Here is a 15,868-nt window from a genome sequence, read left to right as displayed (position 1 = left end):
AGTTTTAAAATGGTGACCCATGGGGGACTCGAACCCCCGTTACCGCCGTGAAAGGGCGATGTCTTAACCACTTGACCAATGGGCCCCAGAAGACTGACGAATATTATTTTAACTGCTGACGCTATAAAAGTCAAGCATAAATTTTATGATATTTTTGTTACAACAAATAAATGCTAATTGGAAAAACAAATGCAGCCCAAAGCTGAAGAGAGGCTGCATTCTTATTTCTTTCGTTTTTTCTTTTTCCCGTTTATGTGTTCCAAAACTTTATTATCCGTGTTCTTTTTCTTTTTGCCTGACTTGCCCCGTTTTTTCATGCCATTGCCATTTGAATCTTCCGCGTAAGGATCTGCCTCACGTGCGTTCACTGTCAGTACAAAATCCACCTGTCTTGTTTTCGGATCGGCATTTGTAACCACAACTTCGACAGTATCACCTATACGGTATATCCTGCCTGTCCTTACTCCAATGAGAACCTGCATTTTTTCATCATACTCATAGAAATCATCGTCCATGCTGGTAAGCCGTATCAAACCTTCTACGGTATTCTCAAGCTCTACAAACATGCCAAATGAGGTTATGCCCGAAACAATTCCGGTGAAGGTTTCCCCTATATGCTCCTGCATATATACGGCTTTCAGCTTCGCTTCATATTCCCTTTCGGCCTCCTCTGCGCTTCTTTCCCTTTCTGAACAGTGTTTAGTAACATCAGGAAGAATAGCCGAGTAATGTTCGTTTCTTTGTTCGTCGAATTTTCCGTGCAGATACTCCTTCATTATTCTGTGTATTATCAGATCAGGATACCTTCTTATCGGTGATGTAAAATGGGAGTAATAATCCGCGGCAAGGCCGAAATGCCACGTATGCTCATCGCTGTACTTTGCCTTCTGTAAGCTTCTCAACATCATTGTACTGATAATTCTTTCCTGCGGCGTTCCTTTAACTTTGTCAAGAACATCCTGCAAAGCTCTCGGATGCACATGGCCGCTGCCTTTAATTCTGACTCCGAAATTAAACAAAAACTCATTCAGCCTTTTGATCTTATCGGGATCGGGATCTTCGTGAATACGGTAAACAAACGGTATGTCGGCCCAGTAAAAATGTTCGGAAACCGTTTCGTTGCACAGCAGCATGAATTCTTCGATTATCTTGTTTGCAATTGTAATTTCATATTTTCCTATATTTACCGGCTTGCCGTTTTCATCCACGGTAATCTTTGTTTCTTCAAAGTCAAAATCAATAGCACCTCTCAGGCTGCGCCTTTTCATCAATATTAAGGCCAGTTCCTTCATTTTTTCAAACATCGGAACCAGCGGCCTGTATCTTTCAATTAAATCCTGATCCCTTTCTTCAAGTATTTTATACACATCGGTATATGTCATCCGTTCATTAACGTTAATTACGCTTTCAACGATCTCATGGTTTATTACACGGCCTAAGGGGTCAATTTCCATAAAAACTGAAAAGGCAAGACGGTCAACTTTGGGATTAAGGCTGCATATGCCGTTTGACAACTCCTTTGGAAGCATAGGAATAACCCTGTCGGGGAAATAAACGCTGGTTCCCCTTTTTAACGCTTCTTTGTCCAGTGGCGAGTTTTCTTTGACATAATGGGATACGTCTGCTATATGAACACCGAGGAGATAGTTCCCGTTCCCGGTAATTTCAAGGGAAACAGCATCATCCAAATCCCTTGCATCTTCGCCGTCAATGGTAACCATTGTTAAATTACGTAAATCCCGTCTGCCGGCGTAGTCTTTGGGAGTTAATTCCTGCGGTATGCTTCTGGCTTCCTGTAAAACCTCATCTGGAAACTCGACGGGTATTTTATATGCTTTCAAGATTGAAAGTGCTTCAACGTCCGTCGTATCCGCATCTCCAAGTATCTCAATAATCTGACCCTCTGCATTTCTTTCGGGTTCTGGGTATCTGGTTATTTGAACAACAACTTTCTGATGCGGTTTCGCACCCATTGACCTGTCAAGGGGTACGATGATATGCCCCTTTATTCTCCTGTGATCGGGAACAACGTAACCTACCGAATAGCTTTTTTCAAATGTGCCGACTATTTTATCGTTGGCGCGGGAAAGGATTTTGACAATTTCTCCTTCCGAATGCCTGTCGTCATTATAAAATTTTACAATACGGGCAATAACCCGATCGCCGTCCATAGCTCCCTTAACTCTGTCGCTTTGTATGAATATATCACTCTGATCGGGCTCGTCAGGCAACACAAAGCCAAACCCGCGCTCATGGCCCTGGAAAGTTCCTGTTACAAGGCCGATTTTTTCGGGAGCAACATAACGGTTCTTTTTGGTTTTATATATATGCCCTTCCTGTTCAAGCTCATCCAGGCATTTTCTGAAAAGCTCAATGTCTTCCTTTGGTACGTCAAGCGATACAACAAGCTCTTCAAATGTCAATGGGTGATATGAGCTATCGTGTATAAATCCCTTAATTCGCTCTTTTCTTTCCTCTAACATTACATCAGCCCTTTTCCGTTTTTCTTTGGCGCATTTATTTATTAATACAGCTATTCATACCATGTATTAATATCATTTAACATAAAAAATATAAATATACAATATTTTTACTTTATATATCATATTTAATATTTTTCATCGCATTAAGGCCTATCTCGAAAAATTTCTCCAGCGACAGGCCAAGTTCATTACATGTTGATATCTGTTCCTTATGTTCCCTATTTATAAATCCTTCTTCGTTAAATTTTTTTATAAGATAACCCACTGTCAGGTCGGAAATACTTCTGCCAGGAATGGCTGAAGCGCATTTTTCAATAAAGCGGGGCAAATGATCGCTGCAGTACAGTGCCTTATCCACCTTTCTCCTTCTCGGAAACCCCAGCTTTGGATTGTGGGACTTGATGGAATAAATTATTGCGGGATCAACACTAAGGCCTTCCAGAATATCTGCAGCCACCAGGCCGTGTTTTTCCAAATCCCCTTCTACAATATCCAGATCAATGTCATGAAGAAGCCCTGTAAGCCCCCAAGCCTCGGTTTCTTCATGCAAGAACTCTGCCAGTTCCCTCATAATGGCTTCCACCGCCAGACTGTGCCGTATTTTTTTCTCATCGGACAGCCTTGCTTTTAATTCGTCAAACGCCCTTTTCCTGTTCATATTTATCCCCCCGATTAAAAACGCTAAACATTCTCTGCCGTACAACTTCCATTATAACACAGGAAAAAGTTATTACCGCAATAATTTTTGCTTGATAATACCAGATTAAAATGGTAGCATATATATCATGTCCAGTTCGCAAAATCCTGGGCGGCACCCATTTATGGTGCCAAAACAAAACTACGGAGGTTTTTTATTATGAACAACAAAGTCTTGTACATTGCCAGAGCGGCATTGATTGCCGCAATTTACACAGTCGTAACCGTTCTGGTTGCGCCTTACGCTTATGGCATATTTCAGTTCCGCGTTTCAGAAGCCATGACAGTGCTTCCAGCCGTGATGTCTTCAGCAATACCGGGTTTATTTGTCGGGTGTCTTGTTTCAAATATTATAGGAGGTTACGGACCGATAGATATAATTTTCGGCAGCCTCACTACACTCATAGCTGCCATTTTTTCAAGGCAATTGAGAAAATATCCATGGCTTGTTCCTCTTCCGCCTGTTATATTTAACGCCGTAATTGTGGGCGGTTATTTACATTTCCTGTATTTTAAGGACACCCCGCTGCTTGCATGTATGGGCTGGGTAGGACTTGGAGAGCTGCTGGCATGCTATGCTCTTGGTTATCCGCTTCTTATGCTGCTGACGAAAAGATTCGGAGAATATTTTAAAGATTGGTAAACCGCAAAAAACCGCAGGCCTCTTTTACATATACGCAGCCTGCGGTTTGTCAAATGTATTCCATACCTGTTTTTAATGCTTTAATTTCCATCGGGATTAGATTACGCTTTTTTTCGGGCAAAACTTCATAAAGGGCCTTTTCGAGATTATCCACCGTTACTGTTTTTCTTTCCTTGATCAGCTTCCCAAGAAGAATTATATTAGCAAAAGCCATATTTCCCATCTCCGACGCCATTTTAGTGGCAGGTACCTTAAATGATTCAATGTCGCCGCGCTTAACATCCCTGTCCACTATCGACGAATCCATTACTATAACTCCTCCCTCCTCGACAAGATTCTCAAATTTGTCCAATGACGGCCTGTTCATCACTATTAATTCGTTACAGCTGTATAAAACAGGCGAATCAACGGGACGGTCAGAAATAACCACACTGCTGTTTGCCGTTCCACCACGCATTTCAGGGCCATATGAAGGAAGCCATGAGACATGTTTTCCGTCCAGCATTCCGGCATATGCCAAAAGTTTTCCTGCCATCAGTATCCCCTGACCTCCGAAACCGGCCAGGATTATTTCATGAACCATTTCTCATACCTCCAGGTTTTCTCCTTTGAATACTCCGATGGGGTATTGGGGAATCATCTCTTTTTCAATCCGTGTCATGGATTCAACAGGGCTAAGTCCCCAGTTTGTGGGGCATGTCGACAATAATTCCACAAGCGAAAAACCAAGTTTTGCAAGCTGTACCTTAAAGGCTTTTTTTATTGCCTCCTTTGCCTTTTTAATATGTTTTACATCATGAAGTGAAGCTCTTTCAATGTATGTCGGTCCCTGAAGTGTCGCAAGCATTTCACAGACGTTTATCGGGAAGCCGTGTAATTCTGCAATCCTTCCGTAAGGTGTCGTGGTTGTGAACTGATTTAACAGTGTTGTAGGAGCCATCTGGCCGGAAGTCATTCCGTATATCGTATTATTAATAAAAATTACCGTTATGTTTTCGCCCCTGGCAGCCGCGTGAACAATTTCCGCCGTTCCGATTGCCGCCAGATCCCCGTCTCCCTGATAGGTAAATACAACGCAGTCGGGCTTACACCGTTTAACCCCTGTTGCAACTGCGGGAGCCCGTCCATGGGGCGCCTGGATCATATCACAGGAAAAATAATCATAGCTGTTGTATGAGCATCCGACAGAGGATATACCCACCGTTTTCCCCTCAATCCCCAGTTCGTCCAAGACTTCCGCAACAAGTCGGTGGGCAATGCCATGTGTGCAGCCCGGGCAATAGTGCATGGACACATCCTTTAAAGCGTTAGGCCTTTGAAAAATTACAGCCATACATTCCCCTCCGTTTCCGCATGGGCGTCAATTTTAATACAACTCTTTCTCAACCTTTCCTCACATGTTCGTCATACATCCGGCGTATTATTTCCAGAATATCGTCCCGGACCGGAACCATTCCTCCCATACGTCCGTGAAAGTAAACCCTGCGTCTGCCGTTTACTGCCAGAAGCACATCCTCGATCATCTGGCCTGAACTCATCTCAACCGTCAGAAAGGCCTTTGCCATGTCCATCACCTTATCAAAAGCTTCTGCAGGAAAAGGCCAAAGGGTTATTGGCCTTATAAGCCCAACCTTTATACCTTCACGCCGGGCAATTTCTATTACGCTTTTGGCAATTCTCGCCACCGTTCCGTAAGCAACTATGAACAGCTCGGCTTCCTCATGTCTGTAAAGTTCATAACGGCACTCTTTCTGTTTAATAAGTTCATATTTTTTCTGCAGTTCCCGGTTCATTTTTTCAAGTACTGCCGGATCCAGATGTATTGAAGTAATTATATTCTGCTTTCTGTTATTGCCGTGACCTGTTACTGCCCAGGGCTTTTCATAATGTTCCACGGGTTCTTCGTCCCTGAACTCAACCACTTCCATCATCTGACCGAGAATACCGTCGCCCAATATCATTACGACAATTCGGTATTTGTCGGCAAGATTAAATGCCTCAACCGTTAGTTCATAAAGTTCCTGAACACTGGACGGAGCCAGAACAATCTGACGGTAATCTCCATGCCCGCCGCCTTTACATGCCTGGAAATAGTCGCTTTGAGACGGTTGGATGCCTCCAAGACCCGGGCCTGCCCGCATAATATTTACCACCACCGCAGGAACTTGAGCACCGGCCAAATATGAAAGCCCTTCCTGTTTCAAACTTATCCCCGGGCTTGAAGAAGAGGTCATTACCCTTGCCCCGGTACTTCCTGCACCGTAAACCATGTTTATTGCTGCCACTTCGCTTTCAGCCTGCAGAAAAACACCGCCCGCTTTTGGAAGTTTTCTGGCCATATAGTGGGCAATTTCGGTCTGCGGCGTAATGGGATAACCGAAATAATAAAGGCATCCTGCCCTTATAGCGGCTTCAGCAATGGCTTCATTTCCTCTCATCAACAGTTTCCGACCCATAAGCGCCTCCTTCATTTTTCTACCACAATGGCACAATCGGGGCAGATTACAGCACAAAACGCACAACCGATACATCCGGTCATGTCGGTAATTTCCGCCGGATGATAACCTTTTTCATTAAGACTTTGTTCATTTATTCTTATAATGCGCCTTGGGCATACACTTACACACAGTTCGCATCCCTTACACTTTTCTGATATAAACGTAACTCTTGCCAATAAAATTCCCTCCGGTTGCGGGTTTAACCATTTATATTCAAATTAAGAAGTTTATGTATTATTTCATTATATCATTAAATTTTCCATTTCTACAATATCAGGGAAATTAATTATCCTTTTCATCCACAGCACGGGTTCTTTCAAATCATGGACAACAATATCGTTTTTTGTCATAAACGCGTGAAAAGCAATGGGAATATTTGCAGACATGCTTATTGAGTGCGCAAACTCAATTCCTTTTACAATGTCGCCAGGAGTTGTGTGATTCATCAAGTGAGAATTGTTGATAAGGAAATCGACGTCCATTCCTGATGATTTTTTTATTTCTTCAAGTATTTCCAAAACCCCTGAAATGTTTGACGTTTCAGGACGAAAACAGTTAATAACAAAATAGAGGACAGCCTCGTCATCCCGTATTTCGCGCCTGTAACGCCCGATTACGAGTGCTCCGGCGTCGTCCCCGCCCGTATCCATTACAATTTGAAAACTTTTATCCATAAGGTACCTGCTGAACTCTCCGGTTAGTGCAGGCACGTCAACGTTAGTATTGGCAAATTTGGGCGCTATTACTTTAATGCCTTGCCTTTCCAGTTGGGATCGCGCCAAACTGCTCCTGAAATATGGGTTAACGGTATCCATATCGGCAAGGACAACCTTTTTTCCCTGCTCTGCCATTTTTATCGCCAGATTTACAGAAATCTCAGATTTCCCAACGCCATAATGGCCTGTTATTATGTGAATCCTTTTCTCCGACATTTTTTACCCTTTATTTATATTTAACCAAAATATATTATCATATGTCTTTCCACCGGCTTCTCCCAATGTCATACATATTATTACCGTAACGGTCGATCACCACAATCAGCGGAAAATTCACCACGGAGAGTTTTCTGACCGCTTCGGTCCCCAAATCCTCAAAAGCTATAATTTCCTGACTCTGAACAGATTTAGATATCAGGGCTCCGGCTCCTCCGACGGCCCCGAAATACACCGCGCCGTACTTTACCATTGCATCAATTACTTCCCTGCTTCTCTGCCCTTTGCCGATCATCCCGGTAATTCCCATTTCAATAAGTTTCGGCGTATAGTAATCCATTCTTCCGCTTGTAGTGGGCCCCGCCGAACCTATAACCCTTCCCGGCGGTGCCGGACAAGGCCCCATATAGTATATAACCTGGTCTGATAAATCAAAAGGCAGCTTTTCACCAGCAAGGATCATTTCAAACAGTCTTTTATGCGCAGCGTCCCTTGCGGTATATACCGTTCCGGATAATTCAACCACGTCGCCTGCCTTAAGAATTTCTATTTTATCTTTTGTAAGGGGCGTAGTTATTTTATGTTTCATCTATATCCCTCATTTTCCGGAACAGAATTCATCGTATACAATGGCTCATCCACTGTAAGCTGCGGGTTACCGCCTTTCAGCCCGTAAATCAATACCAGATTGGCGGGTTTTCCGGGTTTAGGATAAACCATTCTTATGCTCTTGGGTTCAATTTTATATTCCCTCATCCAGTAAAAAATCTCCACAAGCCTTTCGGGTCTGTGAACCATGAAAAAACGTCCGTGATACTTAAGAAGTTTTGAAGACACCGAAATAATTGACTCCAGCGTGCAATGAATTTCATGTCTTGAAACGGCTTTGTTGTCAGAAGGATTGATTAAACCCGTTCCAACCTTCCTGTAAGGAGGGTTTGTAACAACCGCGTCAAAATAGCCTACACCAAACCACTCCACCGCTTTCAGAAAATCGCCTTCAATAATCTTAACTTTATCACCGAGGTTATTGTATTCAACGCTTCTTTTTGCCATATCGGCTATGTCCGGCTGAATTTCAATTCCTGTAATATGTGATGCCTCTGTTTTCTGCGACAGAAGCAGCGGCAGTATACCAGTCCCGGTGCCCAAATCCACGATTTTCGAACCTTTTTCCACTCTTACGTAATCAGAAAGCAGAACAGCGTCAATCCCAAAACAAAAACCATCAATCTTCTGTATGATTTTTAAGCCGTTTAACTGAAGATCATCCAGTCGTTCTCCCTCTCTGAGGAAAGGCTGTTCCATTAAAAAAACTCCTTCTATATAGTCAGCTTGGGTTTTCTGAAAAAACAATATTACAGAAAGAGCCGGACTCAACGTCTGGCTCTGGCTCTGGCTGATAATAACCTTATAATATATTATTATTCCGGCTTCGGAGCGTCAACCGGGCATACATCGGCGCAAGCTCCGCATTCTATGCATTCTTCCGGATTAATAACATATTTGGTATCACCAGCAGAAATGCAACTGACAGGGCATTCGGATTCACAAGCTCCACAGCTTATGCAATCGTCTGTGATGTAATATGCCATAATCAAGTACACCTCCCAAATCATAGGAAACCTTTTGCGGTTTCCCCTGTTATCCTACAATATATTATAATTCGTGTCAATAGAAACAAAATAACAGTTTTCTTACGCCTATCGGCGAAAAAGGTTAATCCTCAAGCTGTTTCAGCAGTTCCATATCGGCTTCGTCCAACTGCTCCTCTGATTCCTTTTCAGCATCCTTTAAAAGTTTCACTTCCGAGGCGTGGTATTCCTTCAAATCGGGTTCGTTGTCGTTGTCCAGCTTGACCTTTACCTTCTCCTGAAGCAGGCTGACGTACACAACCGTCCCCGGCCCGTCAGGGGTCTGTACCAGCGCATTAACCTTCGGAATACGTTTCAAAAGATCCTCATAGACTTCATGCTCATACCTGAGACAACACATAAGTCTTCCGCAGATGCCCGAAATTTTTGTCGGATTAAGTGACAGGCTTTGCTCCTTGGCCATTTTTATCGATATGGGCTGAAATTCTGTCAAATGATTGCAGCAACACAGACACCTTCCGCATACACCAAGTCCGCCCATCATTTTTGCCTCGTCACGCACGCCAATCTGCCTTAACTCAATTCTTGTGCGGAATACCGCAGCAAGATCCTTCACCAGTTCCCTGAAATCCACACGGCCGTCGGCAGTGAAATAAAAAAGAATTTTATTATTGTCAAAAGTATACTCTACGTCAATTAATTTCATCTCAAGATTATGTTTCTTTATTTTCTCAAGGCAAATGCCAAATGCTTCCTTTGCCTTACGCTTATTTTCTTCCACATGTTGCAGATCCTCTTCGGTCGCCTTTCTTATGACTTTTTTCAGGGGAGCCACCACTTCGCTGTCATCCACTTCCCTTAAAGTCTGAACCACCTCGCCGCATTCAATTCCCCTTGCGGTTTCAACTATTACCTTTTCCCCGAGTTTCAAGTCAATCCCTGCAGGATCGAAATAATATATTTTACCGGCGTAACGAAACCTTACACCTATAACACTCACCATATATTAAACCTCCTGAATTTCCAGCAATAAAGTATCAATCCCCAGCTGCAAGTTAATGTTGTAGCTGAAATTGCGCCTCATTCTTTCAAGATTTGCTATCTTCTCAAAAAGGTTATGTTTTTGATAAGATGAAGCAATATGTTTAATGATACCTTTTTTATCAGAATTGATCAACCTGTCTTCCATTCCAAGTTTTAGCACCAGGCAGTCTCTGTATACCGACAGCAGAATATCAAAAACAGCCGGAATATTTTCCCTGTTATCCAGCAGTGTTTTGCGGAAATTTTCAATGTAATTCAAATCATCTGATTTTTCAAACAATTGAAATACCTGGGCGCGAAGATCGGTGATTGCCCCTTCCTCAATCATACGTATCGCGTTAAGCGGAATTCCGCTGGAAAATCTTAAAATAAACTCCCACTGGTCATTCGGTATATTATGCCGTGAACCTACAATCATTCTCATTTCTTCATCGGAATACGGTGTCATCCGTAAATTAACGGTACGGGACTGGATTGTAGGCAACAGAGCTTCAAAATTGGTGGTCAGGAGAATTATAATCACATATTTCGGAGGCTCTTCGAGAGTTTTTAGAAGACAGTTCTGAGCCTGAGGTGTCATAAGCTCCGCGTCGGGTATAAGATACACTTTTCTGTTGCCATAGGTGGGTCTGTGGGCGGCATGGTCCTGCAACTCACGGATGGAATCAACGCCTATCGACTTTTTGTCACTTACAACCTGAAAGAAATCGGGATTGGTTCCGCTGTTAAACGTCCGGCAGCTTATGCAGTTACAATTATATGAATTGGGATTCTGACACAAGAGGTCCTTTGCAAATGCACGGGCCAGCGTCTTCTTTCCTATGCCTTCAGGTCCTGAAAGTGCATATGCATGTCCCACCAAATCATGAGTTATCAGTCTTTTCAGATATCCGACCAACTCGCTCTGCCCTATAATTTTATCCAGTTCCAACCGCTAACATCCCCTGTCTTTTCAATATGATGTTGTGTTGTAATTACATTATAACATATGTACCTGATTACGTATAAATAATTGATAATCAATCAGATATGCCGTTACTACATAAATATATCCAAAATCAGGCCACGTATATCTTCAATTCTGGCAAGAATTTTCAAATGATCCCGTTCTTTTTTCAATACTTCCTGTGTCAGTTCCTCGAGGTTCTGGTTAATCCTTTTAACTATGGCGAAAATGCGGTGCCTTCCTCTTCTGTCCAGGTAGCTTTCCTTTGAAAACTTGGCAAAGCCACGGACGGCCTCTTCAAGAAACTCGGATATCATCTTTTTATATACCCTCAGTTCTGCAATATCCACTTTTTCACTTAACTTTTCGCCCTGCTTTATTATTTCATTTGCCATTTCCCTCAGTGTTTCATCCAGATTCTGTGATTCATGCCTTTGAAGATGGGTTTCAAAGGAAGTTTGTTTCTGTCCGACAACCCTGCTTCCTTCTGTATTTACCCTTCCTATGATATTTCTTTGGCTTCTGTTAGAACTGTCAATTTTAAGCTCCATTAAACTTCACCGTTTTCCCAAGATTTTTTCTAATCTTTATATCGGCAAATTAAATCATCCACATGCCTTTTTATTTGCAAAAAAACTTCTTCTGGCGGCAATAAACCGTTTATTCGCTTTATCCTTTCAGGATACATGTCTGCTATCATTACATAGCCCCTATATACCTTGTCATGAAAGGAAATATCCTCCCGTTCCAGCCTGTCGGGTTCAGATATGCCAAGCCGTCTTTTTAAGGCAGTCATCGGCTCTACATCCATAAAAAAAGTTATATCGGGAACCAGTTTCCGGGTCGCAATATCGTTTATGGCTTTAACCATATCCATTCCCATGCCCCTTGCAATTCCCTGATAAACGTAACTTGAATCGACAAACCTGTCGCAGATTACACATTTGCCGCTGTCCAGTGCCGGTATTATAACCTGTGAAACCAACTGTGCCCTCGACGCGGCATATAAAAGCATTTCCGTTATATTGTCCATTTCTGTGTTTTTGCTGTCAAGAATTATTTCCCGTATTTTTTCACTCACCGGAACACCTCCCGGCTCGCGAACAGTGACAACTTCAATACCTTTGCCGGCGATGTACTCCTTTAACAGTTTTACCTGCGTGGTTTTACCCGAGCCATCACCGCCTTCAAAAGTTATAAAAAGCCCTTTTTTCATTGAAATCCACCTTCTTCTTTGGAGTACGTTTTCACTACCCTTATTGTTCTTTGTCCTTTTTCGTCGGTACTCAGCCCATTAATTTCGGCTCCTGACCGGATTAACCTATCCAGATATTTTATATGATCCCTTGTTATCACCTCACCCGGGCATAAAACCGGTATACCGGGAGGATACGGTGTAACCAGTTCGGCGCTTGTCATGCCTTCGGCATCAGTTAAACCGACTTTTACAGATGAATCAAGAAAATCATAAAGCTCTGGTATACTGCATTTACCGGTTTTGAAAGGGAAATCAAATGATTTTTTTCTTGTCTTCCCTAAACTTCTGTCTATTTTTAACAAAGCATGCGTTACTTTATATAAGTCATCCGGTGTATCCGCGATGGTTGCGATAAATACCACATGGCAATAATCGCACATTTCAGCCGCAATTCGGTATTCATTATAAAGCATGTCATACAATTCATACCCGGTAATATTCGTCAGTGACGTATCTATCACAATCCTTGTCGGATCCCTTTTCAGCTTGCCGATAACATCGGGAACAACCCTCAGATTTTCCATACCGGAAAGCCTTGTCTTCATTTTCTCCAGATGATTAATCAACTCGTCATACCTACCGGCACCTTCTTCAACAGCAACTTTGCGCGCATATTCCATTGAAGCCATAATGATATACGACGGGCTTGTGGTGGTTATCATCGATATTGCTCTGCGAAGCTTCTCAACGTTTACGCGCTCGCTTCCGACATGCAGAACCGCAGCTTGCGTGAGAGCATTCAGAGTCTTGTGAAAACTTTGAATGCATATATCGGCCCCCTGCTCCAGTGCGGTTTCGGGAAATTTCCCGGAAAAAGCGAAATGGGCGCCGTGGGCTTCATCAACTATAAGTATTTTCCCGTTTGCATGCAGAAGCCCGGCCAGTTCGGCAAGAGGCTGACAAATCCCATAATAGTCAGGAGTGGTCACAAGGGCACCCTTGACATCAGGATGTTCGTCCAATGCCCTTTTCCATGAAACCAGCCGCGAAGGGAGTGCCAGATTGTATTCTTCATCGTATTCGGGCATTACAAACACCGGTTTAATGCCAAACAGCATCAAAGCATGAATAACTGATATATGGCAGTTTCTGTTAACAAGTACTTCATCCCCTCTCTTGAAGCATGAGAGGAAAGCGGCATGAATCCCGGAAGTTGAACCGTTTACAAGGAAAAAGGACTTTCTTGCCCCGAAGACCTTTGCTGTAATATCCATGCTTTCCGATATCGCCCCTTCGGGTCTGTGAAAATTGTCCAGCCCCGGAAGTTCGGTCAAATCAAACTCAAGAAGATTATCTTTAAAACGCGCGTCAAAACCCTTACCCTGCTTATGCCCGGGCATGTGCATGGGAATTCTTCCCGCAGAAATAAAATTATTAAGAGCGTCAATTAACGGTGTATCCAATGGTTTTCCCATTTGTTGCCTTCCCAACTTTTCATATTTTCTTTATTTAAGGATATTTTAAGTCGTGGGCAGGCTAAAAGCAAGAACGATACCGCATATATTTTTCATTCACTTTAAAAATCCTCTTTAAAATCAGATTTAACAAGAAAATCAAGGGTAATATATTAAAAGATAAATTTTATGGAGGTGCTTATGAATAACCGCTGGAAAGTTGAAAAACCTTTCGTTTTTGTAATATTCGGCGCTACGGGAGATCTTACGAAGAGAAAGCTAATCCCTGCAATATACGCACTGGCCATCGACAATCTCCTCCCCGATAATTTCTATATACTTGCGATAGGCCGAAGGGATTATACATCCGAAATTTTTCAGAATTTGATGGAAGAAGCCGTTAAAGATTATTCCCAGAGGGACTTTGAAAAAGAGGTATGGAACGGGATAAAGGGCCGTATAACATATATAAAATTTGATTTTTCCGCTCCGGAAGGATATTTGCTTCTGAAAAAGCATCTTGACATATTTTCGGAGAAAGGAATCCATAATCATTTGTTCTTTCTCGCCGTGGCGCCAAACCTTTTTGAACCGATAATAATTGAGCTTAAGAAAAACAATCTTCTTTCCGAAGGCAACGGCTGGAAAAGGGTAATGATTGAAAAACCGTTCGGCGAAAACCTGGAAAAGGCTTCCGAACTAAATAACATACTCACCGACGCCCTTCCCGAGGAAAGAATATACCGTATTGATCATTACCTTGGTAAGGAAATGATCCAAAACATCCTGACGTTACGTTTTTCCAACAGCATATTTGAGCCACTGTGGAACAGGTTCCATATCGATCATGTTCAGATAAGCATTCCCGAAACCGTTGGAATTGGCAGCCGCGGCAGTTATTATGACCGCACCGGCGTGCTTAAGGACATGGTTCAGAACCACATGTTTCAGTTACTTGCCATTATAGCAATGGAACCTCCCGTCAAACTCGACGCCGAGCATATAAGATTTGAAAAAATCCGGGTAATGCGCGCATTAAGGCCTTTCCCCGACAATCTCTCAGACAGCGAGATTGTTCTGGGGCAATATACCGAGGGCATTGTAGACGGTAAAGCCGTTCCCGGTTACCTGCAGGAAGAAAAAGTTGACCCGAATTCCAGAACGCCTACTTTTGCGGCGCTGAAACTCTGGATAGACAATTACAGGTGGCAGGGTGTCCCTTTTTATTTGCTTACAGGGAAACGCCTGAACAGGAAAAATGCCGAGATTGCCATCCAGTTTAAGGAATCTCCGGGAGTAAAACTTTACAGTGATTACGCCTGCGCGAAGCCTAACATTCTTGTTTTCCGCATACAACCCTATGAAGGTTTTTATTTCCAATTAAATGCCAAAAAACCCGGAAATTATTACGAGATGATGCAGGCAAACATGGACTACTGTCAGACGGCGGAATATGGGAACAACTCTCCCGAGGCTTATGAAAGGCTTATAATGGAAGCAATACGCGGAAACAATTCCCTTTTTACAAGCTGGGATGAACTCAATGTTTCATGGCGGTATATTGAGGATCTTGAAATGAAACTCAGCAGAAATTCCGTTCCCGTATACCCGTATCCCGCAGGCAGTGTGGGACCCGAAGCGGCGGTAAAGTTAATGGAAAACGACGGAAGGGCATGGTGGAATATGGATAACAGCATTAATTTCTGCACAAGGAGGATTTAATAAATGAAAATATACGACATCAGCATGGAAATAAAAAATGACATGATGGTGTATAAAAACCAGGCTCATAGGCGCCCCGCACTGGAACAGACACGATATATCGGCAAGGACGGGGTTAACGAATCGGTGCTTCACATAAACCTACATACCGGAACCCATATGGATGCGCAATGGCACGCGCTGGAAAACGGTAAAACTATTGAGGAAATTGATCTTTTCAAATGCATAACGCCATGCAGAGTGCTGGATTTTACCCACGTCGAGGGCTCAGTTACAAAAGATGAATTAACGATGAAAAACATAAAAAAAGACGATTTCATTCTTTTAAAAACAAAAAATTCATTCACTGATGATTTTGATTTCGGTTTTGTATACCTTGACAGTGAGGCAGCAGAATATTTGCAAAGTTTAGGAATAAAAGGTGTAGGTATAGACAGCCTCGGAATTGAACGCGGGCAAGCAGGTCATCCTACACATAAAGCCCTGCTATCAAAGGGCATAGTAATTCTCGAAGGCTTGAGGCTTAAGGATATCGAAGAAGGGGAATATCTCCTGTGCGCATTACCGCTGAAAATTAAAGGCGGGGACGGCTCACCCGTCCGTGCATGTCTTATTGAAATGTAAAATAAATTACCCCCCGGACTGATAAAACTGATC

The 15,868-nt window shown here is 42.8% G+C and carries 18 protein-coding genes and 1 tRNA gene; 3 read left to right on the top strand and 16 right to left on the bottom strand.

The genetic code is table 11. The features are described 5' to 3' along the window. Positions 1–10 precede the first annotated feature (10 nt). From CST_RS05900 to CST_RS05890, 3 genes are all read right to left on the bottom strand, one after another. A tRNA-Glu gene (locus CST_RS05900) sits at positions 11–85 on the bottom strand. Positions 86–221: 136 nt separating this feature from the next. After that, positions 222–2,483 carry a ribonuclease R gene (gene rnr, locus CST_RS05895; RefSeq protein WP_015358932.1) on the bottom strand — a complete coding sequence of 754 codons (2,262 nt, stop codon included), beginning with the start codon at positions 2,481–2,483 and terminating at the stop codon, positions 222–224. A gap of 112 nt (positions 2,484–2,595) precedes the next feature. Beyond that, complete coding sequence (locus tag CST_RS05890; RefSeq protein WP_015358931.1) at positions 2,596–3,141, bottom strand: HDIG domain-containing metalloprotein; 546 nt, start codon at positions 3,139–3,141, stop codon at positions 2,596–2,598. Between the two features lie 198 nt (positions 3,142–3,339). Between CST_RS05890 and CST_RS05885 the strand changes: the two genes are divergently transcribed. After that, on the top strand, positions 3,340–3,822 hold the full coding sequence (locus CST_RS05885; protein WP_015358930.1) for a QueT transporter family protein: 483 nt from the start codon (positions 3,340–3,342) through the stop codon (positions 3,820–3,822). A 49-nt stretch (positions 3,823–3,871) separates the two neighbouring features. Here the strand turns inward: CST_RS05885 and CST_RS05880 are convergent, their stop codons facing one another. From CST_RS05880 to CST_RS05820, 13 genes are all read right to left on the bottom strand, one after another. After that, positions 3,872–4,405, bottom strand: coding sequence for a 2-oxoacid:acceptor oxidoreductase family protein (locus CST_RS05880; protein ID WP_015358929.1), 534 nt, complete (start codon positions 4,403–4,405; stop codon positions 3,872–3,874). 3 nt (positions 4,406–4,408) lie between these two features. Continuing rightward, entirely contained in the window at positions 4,409–5,155 is a 747-nt protein-coding gene (locus tag CST_RS05875; protein WP_015358928.1) for a thiamine pyrophosphate-dependent enzyme, read from the bottom strand. A gap of 49 nt (positions 5,156–5,204) precedes the next feature. Then, positions 5,205–6,278, bottom strand: coding sequence for a 3-methyl-2-oxobutanoate dehydrogenase subunit VorB (locus CST_RS05870; protein WP_015358927.1), 1,074 nt, complete (start codon positions 6,276–6,278; stop codon positions 5,205–5,207). A gap of 11 nt (positions 6,279–6,289) precedes the next feature. Continuing rightward, complete coding sequence (locus tag CST_RS05865) at positions 6,290–6,496, bottom strand: 4Fe-4S binding protein (protein ID WP_015358926.1); 207 nt, start codon at positions 6,494–6,496, stop codon at positions 6,290–6,292. 66 nt (positions 6,497–6,562) lie between these two features. Beyond that, the gene (locus tag CST_RS05860) at positions 6,563–7,252 is read right to left on the bottom strand and encodes a nucleotide-binding protein (RefSeq protein ID WP_015358925.1); all 690 of its coding nucleotides are present in this window, start codon (positions 7,250–7,252) and stop codon (positions 6,563–6,565) included. Positions 7,253–7,289: 37 nt separating this feature from the next. After that, a complete protein-coding gene (locus tag CST_RS05855) occupies positions 7,290–7,841 on the bottom strand; it encodes a Fe-S-containing hydro-lyase (RefSeq protein ID WP_015358924.1) in 552 nt (183 codons plus the stop codon). Next, on the bottom strand, positions 7,838–8,560 hold the full coding sequence (locus CST_RS05850) for a tRNA1(Val) (adenine(37)-N6)-methyltransferase (RefSeq protein WP_015358923.1): 723 nt from the start codon (positions 8,558–8,560) through the stop codon (positions 7,838–7,840). The genes CST_RS05855 and CST_RS05850 overlap by 4 nt, the downstream gene beginning before the upstream one ends. A 116-nt stretch (positions 8,561–8,676) precedes the next feature. Continuing rightward, the gene (locus CST_RS05845) at positions 8,677–8,847 is read right to left on the bottom strand and encodes a DUF362 domain-containing protein (protein WP_015358922.1); all 171 of its coding nucleotides are present in this window, start codon (positions 8,845–8,847) and stop codon (positions 8,677–8,679) included. 124 nt (positions 8,848–8,971) lie between these two features. Further along, positions 8,972–9,850, bottom strand: a complete 879-nt coding sequence (locus CST_RS05840) for a PSP1 domain-containing protein (RefSeq protein ID WP_015358921.1) — start codon at positions 9,848–9,850, stop codon at positions 8,972–8,974. 3 nt (positions 9,851–9,853) lie between these two features. Further along, positions 9,854–10,822 carry a DNA polymerase III subunit gene (locus CST_RS05835; RefSeq protein WP_015358920.1) on the bottom strand — a complete coding sequence of 323 codons (969 nt, stop codon included), beginning with the start codon at positions 10,820–10,822 and terminating at the stop codon, positions 9,854–9,856. A gap of 107 nt (positions 10,823–10,929) precedes the next feature. After that, positions 10,930–11,388 (bottom strand): YaaR family protein, encoded by a 459-nt coding sequence (locus CST_RS05830; RefSeq protein ID WP_015358919.1) that lies wholly within the window; start codon positions 11,386–11,388, stop codon positions 10,930–10,932. Between the two features lie 29 nt (positions 11,389–11,417). Beyond that, positions 11,418–12,053 (bottom strand): dTMP kinase, encoded by a 636-nt coding sequence (gene tmk / locus CST_RS05825; protein WP_015358918.1) that lies wholly within the window; start codon positions 12,051–12,053, stop codon positions 11,418–11,420. Next, complete coding sequence (locus CST_RS05820; protein ID WP_015358917.1) at positions 12,050–13,510, bottom strand: aminotransferase class I/II-fold pyridoxal phosphate-dependent enzyme; 1,461 nt, start codon at positions 13,508–13,510, stop codon at positions 12,050–12,052. Before CST_RS05820 ends, tmk begins: the two co-directional genes overlap by 4 nt. Positions 13,511–13,690: 180 nt before the next feature. On the opposite strand from CST_RS05820, the gene zwf reads away from it, so the two are divergent. Then, positions 13,691–15,211 (top strand): glucose-6-phosphate dehydrogenase, encoded by a 1,521-nt coding sequence (gene zwf, locus CST_RS05815; protein ID WP_015484979.1) that lies wholly within the window; start codon positions 13,691–13,693, stop codon positions 15,209–15,211. Positions 15,212–15,214: 3 nt separating this feature from the next. Beyond that, on the top strand, positions 15,215–15,835 hold the full coding sequence (locus CST_RS05810) for a cyclase family protein (RefSeq protein ID WP_015358915.1): 621 nt from the start codon (positions 15,215–15,217) through the stop codon (positions 15,833–15,835). Positions 15,836–15,868: the final 33 nt, after the last annotated feature.

The sequence above is a fragment of the Thermoclostridium stercorarium subsp. stercorarium DSM 8532 genome, assembly GCF_000331995.1.
In the GTDB taxonomy this organism is placed as follows: Bacteria; Bacillota; Clostridia; order DSM-8532; family DSM-8532; genus Thermoclostridium; species Thermoclostridium stercorarium.
This window is presented reverse-complemented; position numbering and strand designations above follow the sequence as displayed.